We start from the raw sequence: 21686 nt of genomic DNA, 5'->3' as shown, positions 1-21686 counted from the left end.
AACATGCTTTATCCGAATGAAGAACACCTGTATGCCGCTATCGCCTGGCAGGATTGCACCGGCGATTTCGAAGACATTCTGTATCACAAGTCCGCCGACGGCATCGCCAAAATCACCATCAACCGGCCGCAGGTGCGCAACGCGTTTCGTCCGCAAACGGTCAAAGAGATGATCGACGCGCTGGCCAACGCCCGTTACGACGACGGCATCGGCGTCATTATTCTGACCGGCGCCGGCGATAAGGCCTTCTGCTCCGGCGGCGATCAGAAAGTGCGCGGCGACTACGGCGGCTATCGCGACGACAGCGGCGTACATCACCTCAACGTGCTGGACTTCCAGCGCCAGATCCGCACCTGCCCGAAACCGGTGGTGGCGATGGTGGCCGGCTATTCGATCGGCGGCGGCCACGTGCTGCACATGATGTGCGATCTGACCATCGCGGCGGATAACGCCATCTTCGGCCAGACCGGCCCGAAAGTGGGCTCGTTCGACGGCGGCTGGGGCGCGTCTTACATGGCGCGCATCGTCGGCCAGAAGAAGGCGCGCGAAATCTGGTTCCTGTGCCGCCAGTACGACGCCGCCGCCGCGCTGGACATGGGCCTGGTCAATACCGTCGTGCCGCTGGCCGATCTGGAAAAAGAGACGGTGCGCTGGTGCCGCGAAATGCTGCAGAACAGCCCGATGGCGCTGCGCTGCCTGAAGGCGGCGCTGAATGCCGACTGCGACGGCCAGGCCGGTTTGCAGGAGCTGGCGGGCAACGCCACCATGCTGTTCTACATGACCGACGAAGGGCAGGAAGGGCGCAACGCGTTCAACGAGAAGCGCCAACCGGACTTCAGCAAATTCAAGCGTAACCCGTAATGAGCGGGGCAAACCGCAGCGCGGCGCTATACCGTTACAGCCTGCCGATGGAGGCGGGCGTGGTGCTGCGCAATCAACGGTTGAAAACGCGTGACGGATGGGTGGTGCAGCTGCGTCAGGGCGAGCGTGAAGGTTGGGGCGAGATCGCGCCGCTGCCGGAATTCAGCCGGGAAACGCCGGCGCAGGCCGAACAGGCCGCGTTGGGCTGGCTGCAGGCGTGGTTGGCGGGCAACGAACCGGAGCACAGCGCGCTGCCCTCGGTGGCCTTTGGGCTCAGCTGTGCGCAGGCCGAGCTGGAGCAGCGTTTGCCGATGCAGGCGGATTTTCGCAAGGCGCCGCTGTGCACCGGCGATCCGGATGAGCTGTTCGAGACATTGAGCGCTTTGCCGGGCGAGAAAGTCGCCAAGGTGAAGGTGGGGCTGTATGAGGCGGTGCGGGACGGCATGATCGTCAACGTGTTGCTGGAGGCGCTGCCGGATCTGCGGCTGCGGCTGGACGCCAACCGCAGCTGGACCCGCGCCAAGGCCGACGGCTTCGCCAGGTACGTTAACCCGGCGTGGCGCGATCGCATCGCCTTCCTGGAAGAGCCCTGCAAGACCCGTGATGAATCGCGCGACTTCGCCCGGGCGACCGGTATCGCCATCGCCTGGGATGAGAGCGTGCGGGAGGCGGACTTTGTGGTGCAGGCCGAGCCGGGCGTGGCGGCCATCGTGATCAAGCCGACGCTGGTCGGCAGCCTGGCGCGTTGCCAGACGCTGGTGGCGCAGGCGCACGCGGCGGGCCTGACGGCGGTGATCAGTTCCAGCCTCGAATCCAGCCTGGGGTTGACCCAGCTGGCGCGCATCGCCCATTGGCTGACGCCGGATACCGTGCCGGGCCTGGACACGCTGGGGTTGATGCAGGCGCAGGTGCTGCGCCCGTGGCCGGGCAGCGCGTTGCCGCTGCTGGATGTCTCGGCGCTGGAGTGCCTATGGCGCCGTTGAACGATTGGCCGTGGCGACACTGGGCGCGCACTCAGCCGCAGGCGACGGCGCTGATGCTCGGCGAACAACCGCTGAGCTGGCTGGCGTTGCAGAGCCAGGTGGATGAGCTGGCGGCGGATTTCCAGCATCAGGGCGTTGAACCGGGCTGCGGCGTGGCGCTGTGCGGTAAAAACAGCTATCCACTGCTGCTGGCCTATCTGGCGCTGTTGCAGTGCGGCGCACGCCTGTTGCCGCTCAATCCCGCCTTGCCGACGCCGCTGCTGGCGCAGCTGTTGTCGGAATTGGATATGACCTTTGTCTTCGGCCCGGACTCGTTGCCGGCGCTGCCGGAAGACGTGATTCGATTGACCCCGCCGTCGACCGAGCCGCGTTGGCCAGACCTGCCGACGTGGGATGCGCAGCGTCTGGCGACGCTGACGTTGACCTCCGGTTCCAGCGGCATGCCGAAAGCGGCCGCGCACAGCTATGCCAACCATCTGGCCAGCGCCGCCGGGGTGTTGGGGCTGATGGCGTTTCAGCGCGAGGATTGCTGGCTGCTGTCATTGCCGCTGTTTCACGTCTCCGGACAGGGCATTGTCTGGCGCTGGCTGGCGGCGGGCGCCCGGTTGGCGGTGCGCGAGATGCACCCGCTGAACGAGGCGTTGGCGGGATGCACGCATGCCTCGTTGGTGCCGACCCAGCTGTGGCGGCTGCTGGCGCAACCGCTGGCGGACATGACGCTGAAGGCGGTGCTGCTCGGCGGCGCGATGATCCCGGTGGAGCTGACCGAACGGGCGGAGGCGGCGGGGATCCGTTGCTGGTGCGGCTACGGGCTGACCGAACTGGCCTCCACGGTGTGCGCCAAGCGCGCCGATGCGCGGGCGGGCGTCGGCCTGCCGCTCGGCGGCCGCGAGGTAAAACTGGTGGATGAAGAGGTCTGGATCCGCGCCGACAGCCTGGCGCTCGGCTACTGGCGCCATGGGCATCTGCAGCCGTTGGCCGATGAGCAGGGCTGGTTCCCGACCCGCGATCGCGGCGCGATGATCGAGGGGGAACTGCGAATTCTCGGCCGGCTGGACAACCTGTTTTTCAGCGGCGGCGAAGGGGTGCAGCCGGAAGATATCGAACGCGTGCTGGCGGCGCATCCGCAGATCACACAGGCGTTTGTCGTGCCGGTGGCGGACGCCGAATTCGGTCAGCGGCCGGTGGCGGTGATCGACGGCGATCCGTCGCTGTTGCTGGCGACGCTGCTCGCCTGGTCGCAGGATAAGCTCGCCAATTTCCAACGCCCGACGGCATTGCTTCCGCTGCCTGACGAGCTGAAAAACGGCGGCATCAAGATTTCGCGCCGCCGGTTGCAGGCGTGGGTGGCGGAGCGCCTGCGTCAGGCATAAAAAAAGCCGCCCGAAAGGGCGGCTGAGCGAAGGATGACGGCGGGTTATTTCAGTCCCAACGCCTTGGCGACGCCGGCGCCGTAGTCCGGGTGCACCTTGGTGAACAGCTCGACCTGACGGCGCTGGATGTGTTCCGGCACCTGCGACAGTTCGCCGGCGATGCGGGTGAACATGCGCTGGTGCTCTTCGGCGCTCAGCAGGTTGAACAGCGCGCGCGGCTGGCTGTAGTAATCGTCGTCTTCACGATGATTCCAGTGGTCGGCCGCGCCTTCAATGCTCAGCGGCGGTTCGCTGAAGTCCGGCTGCTCTTGGAACAGGCCAAAGCTGTTCGGTTCGTAGGTTGCGCCGTTGCCGCTGTTGCCGTCCACGCGCATCGCGCCGTCGCGATGATAGTTGTGGAACGGGCATTTGGCGCCGTTCACCGGGATCTGGTGGTGGTTGACGCCCAGGCGGTAGCGGTGCGCATCGCCATAGGAGAACAGGCGGCCCTGCAGCATTTTATCCGGCGAGAAACTGATGCCCGGCACCACGTTAGCGGGGTTCATCGCCACTTGCTCAACCTCGGAGAAGTAGTTGTCGGGGTTGCGGTTCAGCTCGAAAAAGCCGACGTCGATCAGCGGGTAGTCGCCGTGCGGCCAGACCTTGGTCAGATCGAACGGGTTATACGGCGTCTGCGAGGCCTCATGTTCCGGCATGATCTGAATTTGCAGTTTCCAGCGCGGGAAGTCGCCGCGTTTGATCGCATCGAACAAATCGCGCTGTGAGCTTTCGCGATCCTTGGCGATGATCGCTTCCGCTTCTTCATCCATCAGGTTTTCAATGCCTTGTTCGCAGCGGAAGTGGAATTTCACCCAGAAGCGCTCGTTGGCGGCATTGATAAAGCTGAAGGTGTGGCTGCCGAAACCGTGCATGTGGCGGTAGGACTTGGGAATGCCGCGATCGCTGAAGTCGATGGTCAACTGGTGCAGCGATTCCGGCAGGTGAGAGAAGAAATCCCACTTGTACACCGGATTACGCAGGTTGGTATGCGGATCGCGTTTCACCACGTGATTAAGGTCGGGGAATTTCAGCGGATCGCGCAGATAGAACACCGGCGTATCGTTACCCACCAAATCCCAGTTGCCTTCTTCGGTATAGAACTTCATGGCGAAACCGCGAATGTCGCGTTCGGCGTCGGCCGCGCCGCGCTCACCGGCGACGGTGGAAAAGCGGATAAACATGTCGGTCTGCTTACCGATTTCGGAGAAGATCTTGGCGCGCGTGTAGCGGGTGATGTCATGGGTGACGGTAAAGGTGCCGTAGGCGCCGGATCCTTTGGCGTGCATGCGGCGCTCGGGGATGACCTCGCGGTCGAAGTGGGCCAGTTTTTCCAGGAACCACACGTCCTGCAACAGCATCGGGCCGCGTTTGCCCGCGGTGATCACGTTATTGTTATCGACAACCGGGGCGCCGGCTGCGGTGGTCAGTCCTTTCTTGCTCATCACTTGCTCCTTATCGTAGTGCAGTTAAGTAAAGACTCGGGCGGTTTAAGCGTTCATCAGCATAGTCCTTTGGCGGGGCTTCTTCCCCTGACCTTGGTCAAAGCCATTACTAGTTGTAGCCCTATTGCCGAGCGACGGCAAATAGGTCTCGGTTATCGTTGGCATCGCCTTGACGAATATGGATTTTTGTTTGCAAATTTTTACATTTATTTGATTATTGAAGAATTTTTTCGCTTTTATCCCTTAAATACTCATTGCGCTTTGGTATAGACTCATGACGTTATTATTTTGCGTTGATTCGATCATTCGGTACGGATGACAAACCAGAGGGAAAGATGATGAAAAAGACTTGGGTCGCGTGCGCGGCAGGATTGCTGTTTGTGACTGGCGCGGCGAACGCCATCAGCGTGTCGGGCGAGGCCGGGCAACACTACACCAACCTGGGCGTTGGCATGAGCACCGGCTCTTCAGGTCTGGGCCTGACCGGCAACTGGGCGCGCAGCGACCACGACGGCAACGTCGGCAGCGTGGGGTTGAACTTCGGCGTGCCGCTGGGGCCGTTGACGGCGACCGTGGGCGCCAAAGCGCTGTACCTCAGCCCGAAAGACGGGAAGAGCGGCGGGGCGGTGGCGCTGGGCGGCGGCCTGGAGTGGGAAATTAACCGTTACTTCAGCCTGCACGGCGAAGGTTACTTTGCCCCTGAGTCTTTCACCAGCGGCGTGAAGGCCTATAACGAAGCCAGCGGCGGCCTGCGCTGGAAGTTCCGTCCGCTGAGCGTGGACGTGGGCTACCGTTACATGCAGATGGAAGGCAAAGACGGGCGTCGCGACAACACCCTGGCCGATGGCCCTTATGTCGGTGTCGGTCTGAGCTTCTGACGCTCAGCAAAAAGGGGCCATTGCGGCCCCTTTCTCTTTATCATTCCTTGTCTTTCGTCGCTTACCCGACCGCCGGCAGCATGCCGCTGGCGATGCCCAGTTGGATGGCGATCACCGTTACCCCACAGACAAACACCAGCGCCAGCGCAGGGGTGCCGCCCCAGACGCGGTACTGCGCCTGATGCTTTTGGCGAGTTTTCCACACCAGCAGCGAAGGCAGCAGCAGCGCCAGCACCGACAGGGCGATGGCGGCGAAACCCAGCGCCAGCACGAAACCGCGCGGATAGAACAGCGCGAAGGCCAGCGGCGGCAGGAAGGTGATGGCGCCGGTTTGCAGGCGGCCACGCACGTTATCTTGCCGCTTGAACAGGTCAGCCAGGAAATCGAACAGCCCAAGCGCAACGCCGAGGAACGAGGTCGCCAGCGCCAGATCGGCGAACAGGTGCACCGCCAGTTCAACGTGCGGCGAAGCTACTGCATCACGCACCGCCTGCAACAGGCCATTCAGCCCGGCCTGCTGCGCCAGAATGCCGACGAAGGTGTCGGAGCTGATACTGCCCAGCGTTGCCAGCTGCCAGAAGATATAGGCGATCAGCGGGATGGCGCTGCCGATGATGAACACCCAACGCAGTTTGCGAATGTTGCCGCCCATGTAGTTGACGATGCTCGGCACGCTGCCGTGGAAGCCGAATGAGGTGAAGATCACCGGAATGGCCGATAACGCCAGGCCTTGCTCCAGCGGCAACGTCATCAGATTGGTCTGGTGGATATTCGGCAACATCAGGCCGAGCATCACCACCAGAAACACCACTTTCGCGCTGAACAGGATGCGGTTGAACAAGTCGACCGAGTGGGTGCCGATGCACACCACGCCGCCGGCCACCAGGGTGAACAGCAGGACGCCGAGCGACACCGGGAAGTCCTGTGATGTCCATTGGCTGATGCTGGTGGCGAGCAGTTCGCCGGCGCCGCTAATGTAGGCGGCGGTGAGGGCGTACATCAGGAACATCATGCTAAAGCTGGTCAGCCACTGGCCGCCGCCGCCGAGATAACGTTTGGCGAGCGTGCCCAGACCGGTATCCGCCTGCTCATGCTGGTAAACCTCTACCAGTAACAGCGCGGTGTAACACATCAACAGCCACAGCCCGACCAGTAAGGCCAGCGTGACGCCGAAACCGACGCCGGCCGCCGCCAGCGGCATCGCCAGCATCCCGGCGCCAATGGTGGTGCCCGCCACGATAAAAACACTGCCAAGAGTGCGATTCTTCACGTTTTTTCTCTACCAGCCGAAAGATTTTGAAAATTATAGGTAACGATTTATGAGGATGGCAGGATAGTGGAAGCCCTAATTTGTGTCAAACCGGCGTTACGCGCATTGTAAATTAAAGTTTACAATCTTGCGAGCAGCATGGCGCATGATGAACGACGCGATGGCGGAAATAATCCGACGGCGGCTAGTGAAAAGTTATTTACGGGCTTCTATAGTGGAATGACCAAAAAATGTGGGAGAGATCAATGTTAAGGGTGGAGATGCTCAGCACCGGCGATGAGGTGCTGCACGGGCAAATTATTGATACCAACGCCGCCTGGCTGGCGGACTACCTGTTCCAGCAGGGCGTGCCGATGAGCGGGCGGGAAACGGTAGGGGACAGCCTCTCTGCTTTGATCGAGATCCTGCAGGAACGCAGCCATATCGCCGATGTGCTGATTGTCAACGGCGGCCTGGGGCCGACCAGCGACGATTTGAGCGCGCTGGCCGCCGCGAAAGCCTGCGGCGTAGAGCTGATTGAACGGGCTGACTGGCTGGCGCGTATGGAAGCCTATTTCGCCGAGCGCGGGCGGCCGATGGCCCCTTCCAACCGCAAGCAGGCGCAGATCCCGGCCAATGCGGAAATGCTGGATAACCCGGTGGGCACCGCCTGCGGTTTCGCGTTGCAGCTGAACCAATGCCTGATGTTTTTCACCCCCGGCGTGCCTTCGGAATTCAAAGTGATGGTCGAACAGCAGATCGTGCCGCGTCTGCGCCAGCGCTTCACTTTGCCGGCGCCGCCGCTGTGCCTGCGCCTGACGACGTTCGGCACCTCCGAGAGCGATCTGGCTGCCGAACTGGATAGCCTGCCGCTGCCGCCGGACGTGGTGCTGGGTTACCGCTCGTCCAGCCCGATCATTGAGCTGAAGCTGACCGGGCCGGAAAGCCGGCGCGCGGAGATGGAGCTGGCCTGGCGACGCGTGCGCGAGGTAGCGGGGGACAACTGCATCTTCGAAGGCACCGTCGGGTTGCCGGCGACGCTGACGCAGCGCTTGAATCAGCAAGGGCTGAAGCTGGCGTTGAGCGAGCAATTCAGCGGCGGCTTGATCAACCTGCAGCTGCAGAGCGAAGGCGCGCCGCTGGCGGGGGGAGAGCTGCTGCCGGCCCACTGCATCGAAACGCTGGAAACGACGCTGGCGCGCGCCCGCTCGCTGGCGGAATTGACCGGCGCGCCGTTGGCGTTGGCGGTCAGCGCCATGCACGATGAGCAGGTGAGCATTGCGCTACACACGCCGCGCGGCGGGATTGGCCAGACCGTGCGTTATCGCGCGTCGCGCCACGGGCTGCGGCTGCGGCAGGAGTCGGTGGCGATGCTGGCGCTGGATATGCTGCGTCGTTGGCTGAATGGGGGCCAGGCGTGCGGTAAAAACGCCTGGCTGGAGGTGGTGGAAATTATCGAGTGACGCTCATGGCGCTGAGTTGTCTGCCTCACTGTTTTGTTGTAGCCGTTCGGACGCCAGGCGTGAAAGACGTATTGCCGCCGCGCCTCGCGTTTGCAGCTCTGTACCGTAGTTCCTTAGCGCCTGCGCGGCGCTGTCTGAGTGCGCCAGATGCGCCGCCAGGCTGGCGGCGTCTACCAGCGCGGTGTTGGCGCCGAGCCCACCTGCCGGGCTCATGGCGTGCACGGCGTCGCCGAGAAAGGCGATGCGTTCGCTGTGCCATTCCGGCATCGCCGCCGTAACCTGTACCGTCCGCACGCTGAGCGACAGGGGATCCGCCAGCGCTAACGCCGTTTGCAAGGCGGGCGCCCATCCTTGCGAGATATGCCGTACGCGCGCCTGCAACGCGGTGTTCTCCTCCAGTCCCGGGGCTCCGCCGAGACGTTCAGCCGAACCGATACAGGCCCAATAGAGATAGTCGTCGACCGGCGAGAGGCGGCAATCGGGCGCGTAGTCGGCCGCCAGTTGCGCCATGGGGGCCTGAAAGCGCATCGGCTCAACCACCAGCGACACGCCGTCGGCGAAGATCACCGATACGCCGTTCAGCAGCTCAGGGGCCAATTGGGCCCGGGTCGCCGCATCGAGCGGCGTTTTGCCGTAGAGGGTGACCGTACCGCTGTCTTCTGGCCCCGCCTCGGGCAGGCAGCGCCGCCGCACCAGCGAGTTGACGCCGTCGGCGGCGATCAGCACATCGACCCGCACGTGTTCGCCGTTGGCGAACTGAAGTTCCACACCCTGCGGCGTTTGTGCAAATTCACGCAAGGTATGGCCGAAACGCACCCGGTCTTGCAGGCCGGCAAGCAGGATCTCGCGCAGCGTTTGGCGATGAATGCCGAGATCGCCGCCCGGTTCTTGCGTTTGGCGCTGGCTGGAGGGCAACCAGTGCTTGGGGCGCCGGCCGGTGAGCGGGGCAAGCTGCGGATCCCATAGATTACTCTCGCCGCTGTTTTGCGCGCTGCCGGCGCAGAGCAAGCGGTAGTGCGCCGGCGGCAGGCAGGCGGCCAGCGCCTGCTGGCCCGACGGATCGATGCGCAGCCGGTAGCCCTGATCGCGTGCTTGCGGTGTGGTGTCGCGTTCAAACACCGTGGCGTGGATGCCAAAGCGGCGCAGTCCCTGAGCCAGACACAGGCCGCCGGGCCCGGCGCCGATAATGCCAATGCTGAGTGTTGTCATCATGTTCCCTCGTGAGTCAGTGGCCGCAGACGGTCGCGGCCGGAAGCATTTCATTATGTCGGTGCAGGAAAAGGTTGGTATAACGGTATCTGGACTAAAAATAGTGATTAGTGGCCAATATGAATGCGAACCTTCACGCCCTCGACGCTGACTGCAGCGAATGGTCGACGGGCCCCTGGCTGATCGCCCTCGGCGGCCGCGACGCGGCAGGCCGGGAGTATCGGTTGGGCACGCGCGAATACGACTGGCATCAGCATGTGCGCGGGCAGTTGCTGTGCGTTGAAAGCGGTTTGCTGTATGTAAGCACGGCGCAGGGCGATTGGGTGCTGCCGCCTCAGCGGGCGGGTTGGATCCCGCCGGCGACGGAGCACCGGGTGCAGGTTTGCGGCGCGCTGAGCGGCTGGAGTTTACTGCTGGCGCCGGAGGCCTGCCACGATCTGTCGAATACACCTTGCGTTATCGGCATCAGCGCAGTGCTACAGGCGCTGGCTCAGCGTGCGGAAGGTTGGGACAAACGCAGCGCGCTTACCCTGGAGCAGGAGCGTATGGCGCAGGTGATGCGTGACGAGATACGGCTGGCGCCGACGGAGCCGCTGTATTTACCGATGTCGTCCCATCCGCGCCTGGCCGGCGTTCTGCAGGCCTTGCTGGCGCAACCGGGGAGCGAACGTTCACTGGAGGCGTGGGCTGAATGGGGGGCGATGTCGCCGCGTACCCTGCGGCGGCTGATGATCGGCGAGACGGGGTTGAGTTTTGCCCAGTGGCGTCAGCAGGCTCGCTTGTCATATGCGTTGGCGAAGCTGGCCGAAGGCGAAACGGTGCTGCAGATTGCGGAGGCGCTGGGGTATGCCTCGCCGAGCAATTTTATCGCCATGTTTCGTAAAGCCTTCGGCGATTCCCCGGCGCGTTATTTTTCCACATCGGCGGGAAAGGGGCGCTAAGGGAAATACTTTGAGGATAGTTATATATCCCTGATTAATCATAATCTTATAGGGGATATTCGCGGTGAGGGAATGCTGTTACTCTCTTGACGGGTGCTTGAGACTGTTCGTCTTGGGCATTGTGTGACAAGGCGGATAGATGAAAGCCCCAGACTGACTCTCAATCAGAATGGGGCTGCACATACCGCCTAGACACCGGTATGGTAGCCCCTTCACAGCAAGGAGGCAAGCATGCGCTTAAGGCATGTGTTTCACTCGCTAACCGTTGTATGTATTACGGTTTTGTTATTTATCTGGATGATAAGAGACTCGCTGTGCGAGCTGAAAATCTACCAGGAAAATATCACTATCCTGATCAGGTTGGCGTGTGAGGTGAAGCGGTAATCCTAGGGCGGGGGCAACCCCGCCTTCTGGTCTCCAGGCGCGGTTTCCGGCACCCGACTTTACATTTCCAGCTCGATATCCGTCAGCGGCATGCAGCAGCAGGGCAGGATTTCACCGGCGTTGATAAACGCCAGCGGCTGTTGGCGGTAGGCCACTTCGCCTTTCACCAGCTTCAGGCGGCAGGCGCCGCAATAGCCGGAGCGGCATTGGTACTCCACCTGCACGTCGTGCAGTTCCAGCACGTCGAGCAGGCAGTTTTCACTGTTAGGGCAAGAGAGCTGCGTGCCGGCGGCGCGCAGCGTTACGGTAGGCGTCGCCATCGCTTACAGTTCGAAGTCGCTCAGGTCGTCGGCGTTGATCTCCGAGTCGATCTGGCCAACCAGGTAAGAGCTCACTTCCACTTCCTGCGGCGCTACCTGCACGTTGTCGGACACCAACCAGGCATTGATCCACGGGATCGGGTTGGAGCGGGTTTCGAACGGCAGACCGAGGCCGACCGCCTGCATGCGGATATTGGTGATGTACTCCACATACTGGCACAGGATGTCTTTGTTCAGGCCAATCATCGAGCCGTCGCGGAACAGGTATTCCGCCCACTCTTTCTCCTGCTGGGCGGCCAGCACGAACAGATCGTAGCACTGCTGCTGACATTCCTCGGCGATCTCCGCCATTTCAGGATCGTCGGCGCCGGAACGCATCAGGTTCAGCATGTGCTGGGTGCCGGTCAGGTGCAGCGCTTCGTCGCGGGCGATCAGTTTGATGATTTTGGCGTTGCCTTCCATCAATTCGCGCTCGGCGAAAGCGAAGGAGCAGGCAAAGCTGACGTAGAAGCGGATCGCTTCCAGCGCGTTCACGCTCATCAGGCACAGGTACAGCTGCTTCTTCAGCGCACGCAGATTGACGGTGACGGTTTTACCGTTCACCTGGTGGGTGCCTTCACCCAGCAGGTGATAGTAGCTGGTCATCTCGATCAGATCGTCGTAGTAGCCGGAAATGTCTTTCGCTCGCTTCTTGATCTCTTCGTTGGTGACGATGTCGTCGAACACCAGCGCCGGATCGTTGACGATGTTGCGGATGATGTGGGTGTAGGAACGGGAGTGGATAGTCTCGGAGAACGACCAGGTTTCCACCCAGGTTTCCAGCTCAGGGATCGAGATCAGCGGCAGCAGGGCGACGTTCGGGCTGCGGCCCTGGATGGAGTCCAGCAGGGTCTGATACTTCAGGTTGCTGATGAAGATGTGCTTCTCATGCTCCGGCAGCGCCTGGTAATCGATGCGATCGCGGGAAACGTCAACCTCTTCCGGGCGCCAGAAGAAGGAGAGCTGTTTTTCGATCAGTTTTTCGAAGATTTCATGCTTTTGCTGGTCGAAACGCGCAACGTTTACCGACTGGCCGAAGAACATCGGCTCTTGCAGCTGGTCGTTTTTGGTCTGAGAAAAAGTGGTGTAAGCCATAAGCCTGAATCCATCGTAACGTGGCTAAATGAAGGGGCCGGAAAATTCCGGCCCGCTAGGTCAAACTTTAGATCTTGCAGGCGCCGCTTTCGCAGTCGTCATCGCCGGCCTTGGCAGGCTGCAAATCTTCCTGGGCGTCTTCCGCACCGTCGCGGGTGTTTTGGTAGTACAGCGTTTTCACGCCGAACTTGTAGGTGGTGAGCAGGTCTTTCAACAGCTGCTTCATCGGCACCTTGCCGCCCGGGAAGCGGGTCGGATCGTAGTTGGTGTTGGCCGAAATCGACTGGTCGATGAATTTCTGCATCAGCCCCACCAGCTGCAGATAGCCGTCGTTGCTCGGCATTTCCCACAGCAGCTCGTAGTTGTCTTTCAGACGCTCATACTCCGGCACCACCTGGCGCAGGATGCCGTCTTTCGACGCCTTGATGCTGATGTGACCGCGCGGCGGCTCGATGCCGTTGGTGGCGTTGGAAATCTGCGAAGAGGTTTCCGACGGCATCAGGGCGGACAGCGTCGAGTTGCGCAGACCGGTTTCCTGGATCTCTTTACGCAGGGTTTCCCAGTCGTAGTGCAGCGGCTCGCTGCAGATCGCATCCAGGTCTTTCTTGTAGGTGTCGATCGGCAGGATGCCCTGCGAATAGGTGGTTTCGTTGAACCACGGGCAAGCGCCTTGTTCCTGCGCCAGACGGTTGGAGGCTTTCAGCAGGTAGTACTGAATGGCTTCGAACGTTTTGTGGGTCAGGTTGTTGGCGCTGCCGTCGGAGTAGCGCACGCCATTCTTCGCCAGATAATAGGCGAAGTTGATGACGCCGATGCCCAGGGTGCGGCGACCCATTGCGCCACGGTGCGCGGCCTTGATCGGATAATCCTGATAATCCAGCAGGGCGTCCAGCGAACGCACCGCCAGGGTCGCCAGCTCTTCCAGATCGTCCAGGCTGTCGATCGCGCCCAGGTTGAAGGCGGACAGGGTGCACAGCGCGATCTCGCCGTTTTCGTCGTTGACGTCTTCCAGCGGCTTGGTCGGCAGGGCGATTTCCAGACACAGGTTGGACTGGCGCACCGGCGCGATCTGCGGATCGAACGGGCTGTGGGTGTTGCAGTGGTCGACGTTCTGGATGTAGATACGGCCGGTAGAGGCGCGTTCTTGCATCATCAGCGAGAACAGCTCAACCGCTTTCACGCGCTTCTGGCGAATGCTGTCGTCTTTCTCGTACTGGGTGTACAGGCGCTCGAATTCGTCCTGATCGGCGAAGAACGCGTCATACAGCCCCGGCACGTCGGACGGGCTGAACAGGGTGATGTCTTCGCCCTTGATCAGGCGCTGGTACATCAGGCGGTTCAACTGCACGCCGTAGTCCATGTGGCGCACGCGGTTGCCTTCAACGCCGCGGTTGTTTTTCAGCACCAGCAGGCTTTCCACTTCCAGGTGCCACATCGGGTAGAACAGCGTTGCCGCGCCACCGCGCACGCCGCCCTGCGAGCAGGATTTGACGGCGGTCTGGAAGTGTTTGTAGAACGGGATGCAGCCGGTATGGAAGGCTTCACCGCCACGGATCGGGCTGCCCAGCGCGCGGATGCGGCCGGCGTTGATGCCGATGCCGGCGCGTTGCGAAACGTATTTCACAATGGCGCTGGAGGTGGCGTTGATGGAGTCCAGGCTGTCGCCGCACTCGATCAGCACGCAGGAGCTGAACTGGCGGGTTGGGGTGCGCACGCCGGACATGATCGGCGTAGGCAGCGAAATCTTGAAGGTGGAAATCGCGTCGTAGAAACGTTTGACGTAATCCAGACGAGTTTCACGCGGGTAGTTGGAGAACAGGCACGCGGACACCAGCATATATAGGAACTGGGCGCTTTCGTAGATCTCGCCGCTGACGCGGTTCTGCACCAGATACTTGCCTTCCAGCTGCTTGACGGCGGCATAAGAGAAGTTCATGTCGCGCCAGTGATCGATAAAGGAGTCCATCTGCTCGAACTCTTCAGCGCTGTAGTCTTCCAGCAGATGTTTATCGTATTTGCCCATCTCGACCATGCGGGTCACGTGAGCGTGCAGCTTCGGCGGTTCGAACTGGCCGTAAGCCTTTTTACGCAGGTGGAAGATCGCCAGGCGAGCGGCCAGGTACTGATAGTCCGGCGCATCGCGGGAGATCAGATCGGCAGCGGCTTTGATGATGGTTTCGTGAATGTCGGCGGTTTTGATGCCGTCATAAAACTGAATGTGGGAACGCAACTCTACTTGAGAAACCGAGACGTTGTGCAATCCTTCTGCGGCCCAATCGATGACCCGGTGGATTTTGTCGAGGTTGATGCGCTCTTTACGGCCATCGCGTTTAGTTACAAGCAGACTTTGGTTCATGTGGTGTTTTACCTGTCCGTATGGTGCCCCTAAGCAGAAGTGTAGTCGCTCTGCTCAGTATGTAAACACTATATATAGGGGTTGTATGTCGGTGAGGTAACAAGATAGTGAGAAAAAACGGCGTTTGCAAGTGAACAAAACCGGCCTAATTTGTGGATAACTTGGGGGTGAAATGTAACTTGCCGTTCGCAGTGCGCGCCGTGACTGGCGCGACAAGCTTGTCAATAAGCGAGATCAGATTTTACTGAAAAACTGAAAAAACCGATCGTTTGGCGTTTTATTAAACGTTAGAAAAAAACGGCATATTGATCTGATTTAATATTCTAAAAAACTGTCTACAACCACGATTTTGATCGAAGTCGCGGAAATTAGGTATTTTTCCTAACACCGCGTTGGCGCCGAACCCCGATAACGCAGGGCCGGCGCGGTTTACAGCGCTCAGCCTTCGTGCTGGGTGTGCACCATGTAGTTCACGTCAACGTTGCGCCCAAGCTTGAAATGATCGGTGATCGGGTTGTAATGCAGGCCGATCATGTGCTTTTCGCGCAGCGGCGTGCCGTCGACCCAGCCGATCAGTTCGGAAGGGCGAATAAACTTCTTATGATCGTGGGTGCCCTGCGGCACCATCTTCAGCACGTACTCCGCGCCGATCACCGCCATCAGCCAGGCTTTGGTGTTGCGGTTGATGGTGGAAAAGAACACGTGGCCGCCCGGTTTCACCAGTTGGGCGCAGGCGCGCACCACCGAGGCCGGATCGGGCACGTGCTCCAGCATTTCCATGCAGGTGACCACGTCGTAGCGCTGCGGGTTGGCCTGAGCGTGGCTTTCCACCGTCTCCTGCACGTAAGTCACGTTCACGCCGCTTTCCAGCGCGTGCAGCCGGGCGACCTGCAGCGGCTCCCCGCCCATGTCCAGGCCGGTCACTTCGGCGCCTTCGCGCGCCATGCTTTCCGCCAGAATGCCGCCGCCGCAGCCCACGTCGAGCACCTGCTTGTCAAAAATGCCGCCGGCGCGCTGCATGATGTAGTTCAGGCGCAGCGGGTTGATGCGGTGCAGCGGTTTGAACTCGCCTTCCAGATCCCACCAGCGGGAGGCGACGGCCTCGAACTTGGCGATTTCCTGGTGGTCAACGTTTTGCACTCGGCTGGATGATTCTGCGTTCATGGGCTTGTCTGGCTCCTTATTCTCGTTGCGCGGATTATACATGTTCCGGCGCGGCATCGTCTGCGTCGATGCGTTTTTAGCGCACTAATCTGTACAATTTCCGTGAAACAGCGGCGGTTATTTTCCCGTAAAGCGTGCTTTGTGATATAGTTTTACACCTTTGCCACTATGGCAGCGGGCAGATGAATCATTAGTAGAGGGATAGCAGCTCCATGAGCGACCTTGCCAGAGAAATCACACCGGTAAACATCGAAGACGAGTTGAAAAACTCGTATCTGGACTACGCGATGTCCGTTATTGTCGGACGTGCGCTGCCAGATGTTCGTGATGGACTGAAGCCGGTTCACCGCCGCGTTCTGTACGCGATGAGTGTATTGGGTAACGACTGGAATAAACCATACAAGAAATCGGCCCGTGTCGTCGGGGACGTGATCGGTAAATATCACCCGCACGGTGACAGCGCGGTTTACGACACTATCGTGCGTATGGCTCAGCCGTTTTCACTGCGCTACATGCTGGTGGACGGTCAGGGTAACTTCGGTTCCGTCGACGGCGACTCCGCCGCGGCGATGCGTTATACCGAAGTGCGCATGTCCAAGATTGCTCACGAACTGTTGGCGGATCTGGAAAAAGAAACCGTCGACTTCGTGCCTAACTATGATGGCACCGAGCAGATCCCGGCCGTTATGCCGACCAAGATCCCGAACCTGCTGGTAAACGGCTCGTCGGGCATCGCCGTGGGCATGGCCACCAATATTCCGCCGCACAACCTGGCTGAAGTCGTCAACGGCTGCCTGGCCTATATCGATGATGAAAACATCAGCATCGAAGGGCTGATGGAACACATCCCGGGGCCGGACTTCCCGACGGCGGCGATCATCAACGGCCGTCGCGGCATTGAAGAGGCCTACCGCACCGGGCGCGGCAAAGTCTACCTGCGCGCGCGCGCGGAAGTGGAAGCCGACGCCAAAACCGGCCGCGAAACCATCATCGTTCACGAGATCCCGTATCAGGTGAACAAGGCGCGTCTGATCGAAAAGATCGCCGAGCTGGTGAAAGAAAAACGCGTAGAAGGCATCAGCGCGCTGCGTGACGAGTCCGATAAAGACGGCATGCGCATCGTGATCGAAGTCAAACGCGACGCGGTCGGCGAAGTGGTGCTGAACAACCTGTATGCGCTGACGCAGCTGCAGGTCACCTTCGGCATCAACATGGTCGCGCTGCATCAGGGGCAGCCTAAGCTGCTGAACCTGAAAGATATCCTCGAAGCCTTCGTGCGCCACCGCCGCGAAGTGGTCACCCGCCGCACCATCTTCGAACTGCGCAAGGCCCGTGACCGCGCCCATATCCTGGAAGCGCTGGCTATCGCGTTGGCTAACATCGATCCGATCATCGAGCTGATTCGCCGTGCGCCGACGCCGGCGGAAGCGAAAGTCGCACTGGTGGCTCAGCCGTGGGATCTGGGCAACGTCAGCGCCATGCTGGAACGCGCCGGTGACGACGCCGCTCGCCCTGAGTGGCTGGAGCCGGAGTTCGGCATCCGCGACGGCAAGTACTACCTGACCGAGCAGCAGGCTCAGGCGATTCTGGATCTGCGTCTGCAGAAACTGACCGGCCTGGAGCACGAAAAGCTGCTGGACGAATATAAAGAGCTGCTCAACTTCATCGCCGAGCTGATCTTTATTCTGGAAAGCCCAGAGCGCCTGATGGAAGTGATCCGCGAAGAGCTGGTGGCGGTCAAAGAGCTGTACAACGACGGCCGTCGCACCGAGATCACCGCCAATACTTCCGACATCAACATCGAAGACCTGATCAACCAGGAAGATGTTGTGGTGACCCTGTCTCACCAGGGCTACGTGAAGTATCAGCCGCTGTCCGACTATGAAGCTCAGCGCCGCGGCGGCAAAGGCAAGTCCGCCGCGCGCATTAAAGAAGAAGACTTTATCGATCGCCTGCTGGTGGCCAACACCCACGATACGATCCTGTGCTTCTCCAGCCGTGGCCGCCTGTACTGGATGAAGGTGTATCAACTGCCTGAAGCCAGCCGTGGCGCGCGCGGCCGCCCAATCGTCAACCTGTTGCCGCTGGAAGCCGATGAGCGTATCACCGCCATTCTGCCGGTGCGCGAGTATGAAGAAGGGCGTCACGTGTTCATGGCCACCGCCAGCGGTACCGTGAAGAAAACCGCGCTGACCGAGTTCAGCCGTCCGCGCAGCGCCGGCATTATCGCCGTCAACCTCAACGAGGGCGACGAGCTGATCGGCGTCGATCTGACCGATGGCACCAACGAAGTGATGCTGTTCTCCGCCAACGGTAAAGTGGTGCGCTTCCCGGAAACGCAGGTGCGTTCGATGGGCCGTACCGCGACCGGCGTGCGCGGCATCAACCTCGGCGAAGGCGACAGCGTGATTTCGCTGATCGTGCCGCGCGGCGAGGGCGACATTCTGACCGTCACGCAAAACGGCTTCGGTAAACGTACTGCAGTCACCGAGTACCCGACCAAGTCACGCGCCACCCAGGGGGTTATCTCCATTAAGGTGAGCGAGCGTAATGGCCAGGTGGTCGGCGCCGTGCAGGTGGAAACCAGCGACCAGATCATGATGATCACCGATGCCGGCACGCTGGTGCGTACCCGCGTTTCGGAAGTCAGCGTGGTCGGTCGTAACACCCAGGGCGTGACGCTGATCCGTACGGCGGAAGACGAAAACGTCGTCGGTCTGCAGCGTGTGGCCGAGCCGGTGGAAGACGAAGAGCTGGACAGCCTGGAACCGGGCGCGGAAGCGGTGGAAGAAGACACTACGCCGCTGGACGATGGCGACGACGCGGCTGAGCCGATGGACGACGACAACGTTTAAGCAAGGTGAGGGCGTCGGCATGCCGACACCGTAATGCACTGAGACAAAAGGGCCTGGCAGCGATGCTAGGCCCTTTTTCAGTTATATGGTTTAATTGGCGTACCGAGCCGCCGGCCGCTGCGCCGGCGACAACGCGCGCCGCCACTGACTTTCGTATGGTATCCGATTGAAATATTTAGCCTCTTTTCGAACTACGCTGAAGATATCCCGCTATCTGTTCCGGGTGCTGGCGATTTTGCTGTGGTCGTTGGGAGCGCTGCTCACCACCTTTTATATTCTGAATATCCTGCATCAGAAAGAATCGGACATCCGCCAGGAGTACAACCTCAATTTCGATCAGGCGCAGGGCTATATTCGCCATTCCGCCGACATCATACGCGACATCAAGTACATGGCGGAAAACCGCCTCAACGGTTCGGTCAGCGGCCTGGACATGTTCAGCGGTGTGATCCCCGGCAAGGGCAGCCCACCGCAATTCTATCCGCTGTATCCAGAGTCTAACTGCGCCCTGAGCGCCACTTACCGCAGTTCACTCGATTCGCTGAGCGGCCTGATCCAGTATTGGAAAGAGAACTTCGTGGCGGCCTACGATCTCAACCGGGTGTTCTTTATCGGCGGCGACAGCCTGTGTCTGGCGGAATTCGGCGGCGGCAACGCGGTCGCCAACCGGGAAAACATGCTGAAGTTGCTGCACGAGCGCATTCTGAAATACCGCAACGCCAAGAATCTGGACAAAGACAACAACCTGTATTGGATTAGTCCCAGCGCGCAGCGGCCTGACATCGGTTATCTGTATGTGCTGACGCCTCTCTATATCGGCAACAAGCTGGAGGCGCTGCTGGGCATCGAGCAAACTGTCCGGCTGGAAGATTTCGTCACCGCCGGCAACCTGCCGATCGGCGTCACGCTGTTGGATGAAAACAACGATCCGATACTGCGCCTGGCGGATGGCGATCGCTATGCCGCTGCGCTCAACAGTTACCCGGAAGAGCATGCTTACTTCGGTTATGTCGACAACTATCGCGATCTGATCCTGAAAAAAGCGCTGCCGCCTTCATCGCTGAGCATCGTTTATGCGCTGCCGGTGAAAAGCGTGGTGGAACGCTTCAAAATGCTGATCCTCAATGCGCTGTTGCTGAACCTGTTGTCGGCTATCGTGCTGTTCACGCTGGCGTGGCTGTTTGAGCGCAAGATGTTCCTGCCGGCGGAGGACAATGCCTTCCGGCTGGAAGAACACGAACAGTTCAACCGCAAGATCGTCGCCTCGGCGCCGGTGGGCATCTGTATCCTGCGCATCAGCGATGGCACCAATATTCTGAGTAACGAACTGGCGCACAACTACATCAACCTGTTGACCCACGAAGATCGCGATCGCATTACGCGCATCATCTGCGAACAGCAGGCGAACTTCGTCGATGTGATGACCAGCAACAACAATAACCTGCAGATCAGCTTTGTCCATTCGCGTTACCGCAACGAAGAGGTGGCGATCTGCGTGCTGGTGGACGTCAGCGCGCGCGTGAAAATGGAAGAGTCGCTGCAGGAGATGGCGGCGGCGGCGGAGCAGGCCAGCCAGTCTAAATCGATGTTCCTGGCCACCGTCAGCCATGAGCTGCGTACGCCGCTATACGGCATTATCGGCAACCTCGATCTGCTGCAGACCAAGGCGTTACCGCCAGGGGTCGATCGGCTGGTCAATGCGATGAACAACTCTTCCGGGCTGCTGCTGAAAATCATCAGCGATATCCTCGACTTCTCCAAAATCGAGTCTGAGCAGCTGAAGATTGAACCGCGTGAGTTCTCCTGCCTGGAGGTGATCACCCATATCGCCGGCAACTATTTGCCGTTGGTGGTGAAGAAACGTTTGGGGCTGTACTGCTTTATCGAGCAAAACGTGCCGGAGCGTATCTTCGGCGATCCGGTGCGGCTGCAGCAGGTGCTGTCCAACCTGGTGAACAACGCCATCAAGTTCACCGATACCGGCTGCATCGTCTTGCAGGTCTGCACCCGCGGCAGCTACCTGGAATTTAGCGTGCGCGATACCGGCGTCGGTATTCCGGAGAAGGAGATCTCACGCCTGTTCGATCCGTTCTTCCAGGTGGGCACCGGCGTGCAGCGCCACTTCCAGGGCACCGGTTTGGGGCTGGCGATCTGCGAGAAATTGGTCAACCTGATGGACGGCGACGTCTCCGTCGAGTCCGAACCGGGGCTGGGCAGCTTGTTCAGTATTCGCATTCCATTGTTTAATGCCCAGTTCCCGATCCCGCAGGCCAGCGATACCTGGCAGGGCCGGCGGCTGTGGCTGGATATCCGCAATCAGCGGCTGGAAAGCTACCTGATGGCGATTCTGGGCGGCTACGGCGCCGATATCCAGCGCTATGACGGGCAGGAGACCGCCGCCGACGAAGTGATGCTCAGCGATTATCCGCTGATGCTGAACACGCCGCTGTTGGCTCAGATCCAGTTCTCGACCGAACATATCGGCCCGTCGCTGGAAACCCGGCCAGGCTATTGGATGCACAGCACCTCTACGCCACGTGAAACGCTGACCTTGATCAACCGATTGTTCGGCGTCGGCAACGGCGCGGCAGAGGCGCTGGTGCAGCTGCCGGTACCCGCCAAGGCCAGCGCGGCGGACAACGGCGATATTCATCTGCTGGTGGTCGACGATCATCCGATCAACCGTCGTCTGCTTTCCGATCAGCTGGGGTCGCTGGGGTATCAGGTGGTGACCGCCAACGACGGCGTAGACGCGCTCGCCGTACTGAAACAGCACCACGTCGATATTGTGTTGACCGACGTCAATATGCCGAACATGGACGGCTATCGCCTGACGCAGGCGCTGCGGGAGATGCAGTTCAGCGCGCCGGTGATCGGCGTGACGGCGAACGCGTTGGCGGAGGAGAAGCAGCGCTGTCTCGAGGCGGGCATGGATAATTGCCTGTCGAAACCGGTTACGCTGGAGACGCTGGAGCAGACATTGGCTTATTACAGCCAGCAGGTACGCTACAACCGCAGCGAGGCCTGAAAAGCAA

General features: G+C 60.4%; 16 protein-coding genes. 9 read left to right on the top strand and 7 right to left on the bottom strand.

Annotated elements, in window-relative coordinates; all coding sequences use genetic code 11:
* The first annotated feature begins 3 nt into the window (after nt 1–3).
* From menB to menE, 3 genes are read left to right on the top strand one after another with little or no spacing between them, the layout of a single operon-like run.
* The gene (menB, locus tag ACJ8IP_RS08550; protein ID WP_033639797.1) at nt 4–861 is read left to right on the top strand and encodes a 1,4-dihydroxy-2-naphthoyl-CoA synthase; all 858 of its coding nucleotides are present in this window, start codon (nt 4–6) and stop codon (nt 859–861) included.
* Entirely contained in the window at nt 861–1844 is a 984-nt protein-coding gene (menC, locus tag ACJ8IP_RS08545) for an o-succinylbenzoate synthase (protein ID WP_033651932.1), read from the top strand. The genes menB and menC overlap by 1 nt, the downstream gene beginning before the upstream one ends.
* Complete coding sequence (gene menE, locus ACJ8IP_RS08540) at nt 1832–3217, top strand: o-succinylbenzoate--CoA ligase (RefSeq protein ID WP_164107148.1); 1386 nt, start codon at nt 1832–1834, stop codon at nt 3215–3217. Before menC ends, menE begins: the two co-directional genes overlap by 13 nt.
* Before the next feature lie 44 nt (nt 3218–3261).
* Here menE and katA read toward each other — a convergent pair whose 3' ends face one another.
* Nucleotides 3262–4698 carry a catalase KatA gene (gene katA, locus ACJ8IP_RS08535; protein WP_033651930.1) on the bottom strand — a complete coding sequence of 479 codons (1437 nt, stop codon included), beginning with the start codon at nt 4696–4698 and terminating at the stop codon, nt 3262–3264.
* Nucleotides 4699–5036: 338 nt separating this feature from the next.
* Between katA and ACJ8IP_RS08530 the strand changes: the two genes are divergently transcribed.
* Entirely contained in the window at nt 5037–5576 is a 540-nt protein-coding gene (locus ACJ8IP_RS08530) for a YfaZ family outer membrane protein (protein ID WP_033643844.1), read from the top strand.
* Nucleotides 5577–5637: 61 nt separating this feature from the next.
* Here the strand turns inward: ACJ8IP_RS08530 and tyrP are convergent, their stop codons facing one another.
* On the bottom strand, nt 5638–6846 hold the full coding sequence (gene tyrP / locus ACJ8IP_RS08525; RefSeq protein ID WP_004935940.1) for a tyrosine transporter TyrP: 1209 nt from the start codon (nt 6844–6846) through the stop codon (nt 5638–5640).
* A 245-nt stretch (nt 6847–7091) separates the two neighbouring features.
* Here tyrP and ACJ8IP_RS08520 point away from each other — a divergent pair, with 245 nt between their 5' ends.
* Nucleotides 7092–8288, top strand: coding sequence for a nicotinamide mononucleotide deamidase-related protein YfaY (locus ACJ8IP_RS08520; protein WP_164107147.1), 1197 nt, complete (start codon nt 7092–7094; stop codon nt 8286–8288).
* Nucleotides 8289–8291: 3 nt separating this feature from the next.
* On the opposite strand, the gene ACJ8IP_RS08515 is transcribed toward ACJ8IP_RS08520, so the two are convergent.
* Nucleotides 8292–9500, bottom strand: a complete 1209-nt coding sequence (locus ACJ8IP_RS08515; RefSeq protein WP_233092647.1) for an FAD-dependent oxidoreductase — start codon at nt 9498–9500, stop codon at nt 8292–8294.
* 116 nt (nt 9501–9616) lie between these two features.
* Here ACJ8IP_RS08515 and ACJ8IP_RS08510 point away from each other — a divergent pair, with 116 nt between their 5' ends.
* Complete coding sequence (locus ACJ8IP_RS08510; protein WP_164107146.1) at nt 9617–10438, top strand: AraC family transcriptional regulator; 822 nt, start codon at nt 9617–9619, stop codon at nt 10436–10438.
* 231 nt (nt 10439–10669) lie between these two features.
* On the top strand, nt 10670–10822 hold the full coding sequence (locus tag ACJ8IP_RS08505) for a Hok/Gef family protein (RefSeq protein WP_004935921.1): 153 nt from the start codon (nt 10670–10672) through the stop codon (nt 10820–10822).
* A 59-nt stretch (nt 10823–10881) separates the two neighbouring features.
* Here the strand turns inward: ACJ8IP_RS08505 and yfaE are convergent, their stop codons facing one another.
* The 4 genes from yfaE to ubiG all read right to left on the bottom strand — a co-directional run bounded on the left by yfaE (nt 10882) and on the right by ubiG (nt 15796).
* Nucleotides 10882–11142, bottom strand: coding sequence for a class I ribonucleotide reductase maintenance protein YfaE (gene yfaE / locus ACJ8IP_RS08500; protein WP_015378558.1), 261 nt, complete (start codon nt 11140–11142; stop codon nt 10882–10884).
* 3 nt (nt 11143–11145) lie between these two features.
* Complete coding sequence (gene nrdB / locus ACJ8IP_RS08495) at nt 11146–12276, bottom strand: class Ia ribonucleoside-diphosphate reductase subunit beta (protein ID WP_019453694.1); 1131 nt, start codon at nt 12274–12276, stop codon at nt 11146–11148.
* Between the two features lie 67 nt (nt 12277–12343).
* Entirely contained in the window at nt 12344–14632 is a 2289-nt protein-coding gene (gene nrdA / locus ACJ8IP_RS08490) for a class 1a ribonucleoside-diphosphate reductase subunit alpha (protein WP_033632525.1), read from the bottom strand.
* 438 nt (nt 14633–15070) lie between these two features.
* On the bottom strand, nt 15071–15796 hold the full coding sequence (ubiG, locus tag ACJ8IP_RS08485; protein WP_033644327.1) for a bifunctional 2-polyprenyl-6-hydroxyphenol methylase/3-demethylubiquinol 3-O-methyltransferase UbiG: 726 nt from the start codon (nt 15794–15796) through the stop codon (nt 15071–15073).
* A 212-nt stretch (nt 15797–16008) separates the two neighbouring features.
* Here ubiG and gyrA point away from each other — a divergent pair, with 212 nt between their 5' ends.
* Nucleotides 16009–18651 carry a DNA topoisomerase (ATP-hydrolyzing) subunit A gene (gene gyrA, locus ACJ8IP_RS08480; RefSeq protein ID WP_033643840.1) on the top strand — a complete coding sequence of 881 codons (2643 nt, stop codon included), beginning with the start codon at nt 16009–16011 and terminating at the stop codon, nt 18649–18651.
* Between the two features lie 166 nt (nt 18652–18817).
* Nucleotides 18818–21679, top strand: a complete 2862-nt coding sequence (gene rcsC, locus ACJ8IP_RS08475) for a two-component system sensor histidine kinase RcsC (protein WP_033643839.1) — start codon at nt 18818–18820, stop codon at nt 21677–21679.
* Nucleotides 21680–21686: the final 7 nt, after the last annotated feature.

Source organism: Serratia sp. CY52157, assembly GCF_052168495.1.
Lineage (GTDB): Bacteria > Pseudomonadota > Gammaproteobacteria > Enterobacterales > Enterobacteriaceae > Serratia > Serratia ureilytica.
Note: the sequence above shows the minus strand (reverse complement) of the source record. Positions and strands in the feature narration are given on the sequence as shown.

Coding starts and splice junctions, on each gene's coding strand:
- menB (WP_033639797.1), top strand. CDS start 4: ATGCTTTATCCGAATGAAGAACACCTGTATGCCGCTATCGCCTGGCAG.
- menC (WP_033651932.1), top strand. CDS start 861: ATGAGCGGGGCAAACCGCAGCGCGGCGCTATACCGTTACAGCCTGCCG.
- menE (WP_164107148.1), top strand. CDS start 1,832: ATGGCGCCGTTGAACGATTGGCCGTGGCGACACTGGGCGCGCACTCAG.
- katA (WP_033651930.1), bottom strand. CDS start 4,698: ATGAGCAAGAAAGGACTGACCACCGCAGCCGGCGCCCCGGTTGTCGAT.
- ACJ8IP_RS08530 (WP_033643844.1), top strand. CDS start 5,037: ATGAAAAAGACTTGGGTCGCGTGCGCGGCAGGATTGCTGTTTGTGACT.
- ACJ8IP_RS08520 (WP_164107147.1), top strand. CDS start 7,092: ATGTTAAGGGTGGAGATGCTCAGCACCGGCGATGAGGTGCTGCACGGG.
- ACJ8IP_RS08515 (WP_233092647.1), bottom strand. CDS start 9,500: ATGATGACAACACTCAGCATTGGCATTATCGGCGCCGGGCCCGGCGGC.
- ACJ8IP_RS08510 (WP_164107146.1), top strand. CDS start 9,617: ATGAATGCGAACCTTCACGCCCTCGACGCTGACTGCAGCGAATGGTCG.
- ACJ8IP_RS08505 (WP_004935921.1), top strand. CDS start 10,670: ATGCGCTTAAGGCATGTGTTTCACTCGCTAACCGTTGTATGTATTACG.
- yfaE (WP_015378558.1), bottom strand. CDS start 11,142: ATGGCGACGCCTACCGTAACGCTGCGCGCCGCCGGCACGCAGCTCTCT.
- nrdB (WP_019453694.1), bottom strand. CDS start 12,276: ATGGCTTACACCACTTTTTCTCAGACCAAAAACGACCAGCTGCAAGAG.
- nrdA (WP_033632525.1), bottom strand. CDS start 14,632: ATGAACCAAAGTCTGCTTGTAACTAAACGCGATGGCCGTAAAGAGCGC.
- ubiG (WP_033644327.1), bottom strand. CDS start 15,796: ATGAACGCAGAATCATCCAGCCGAGTGCAAAACGTTGACCACCAGGAA.
- gyrA (WP_033643840.1), top strand. CDS start 16,009: ATGAGCGACCTTGCCAGAGAAATCACACCGGTAAACATCGAAGACGAG.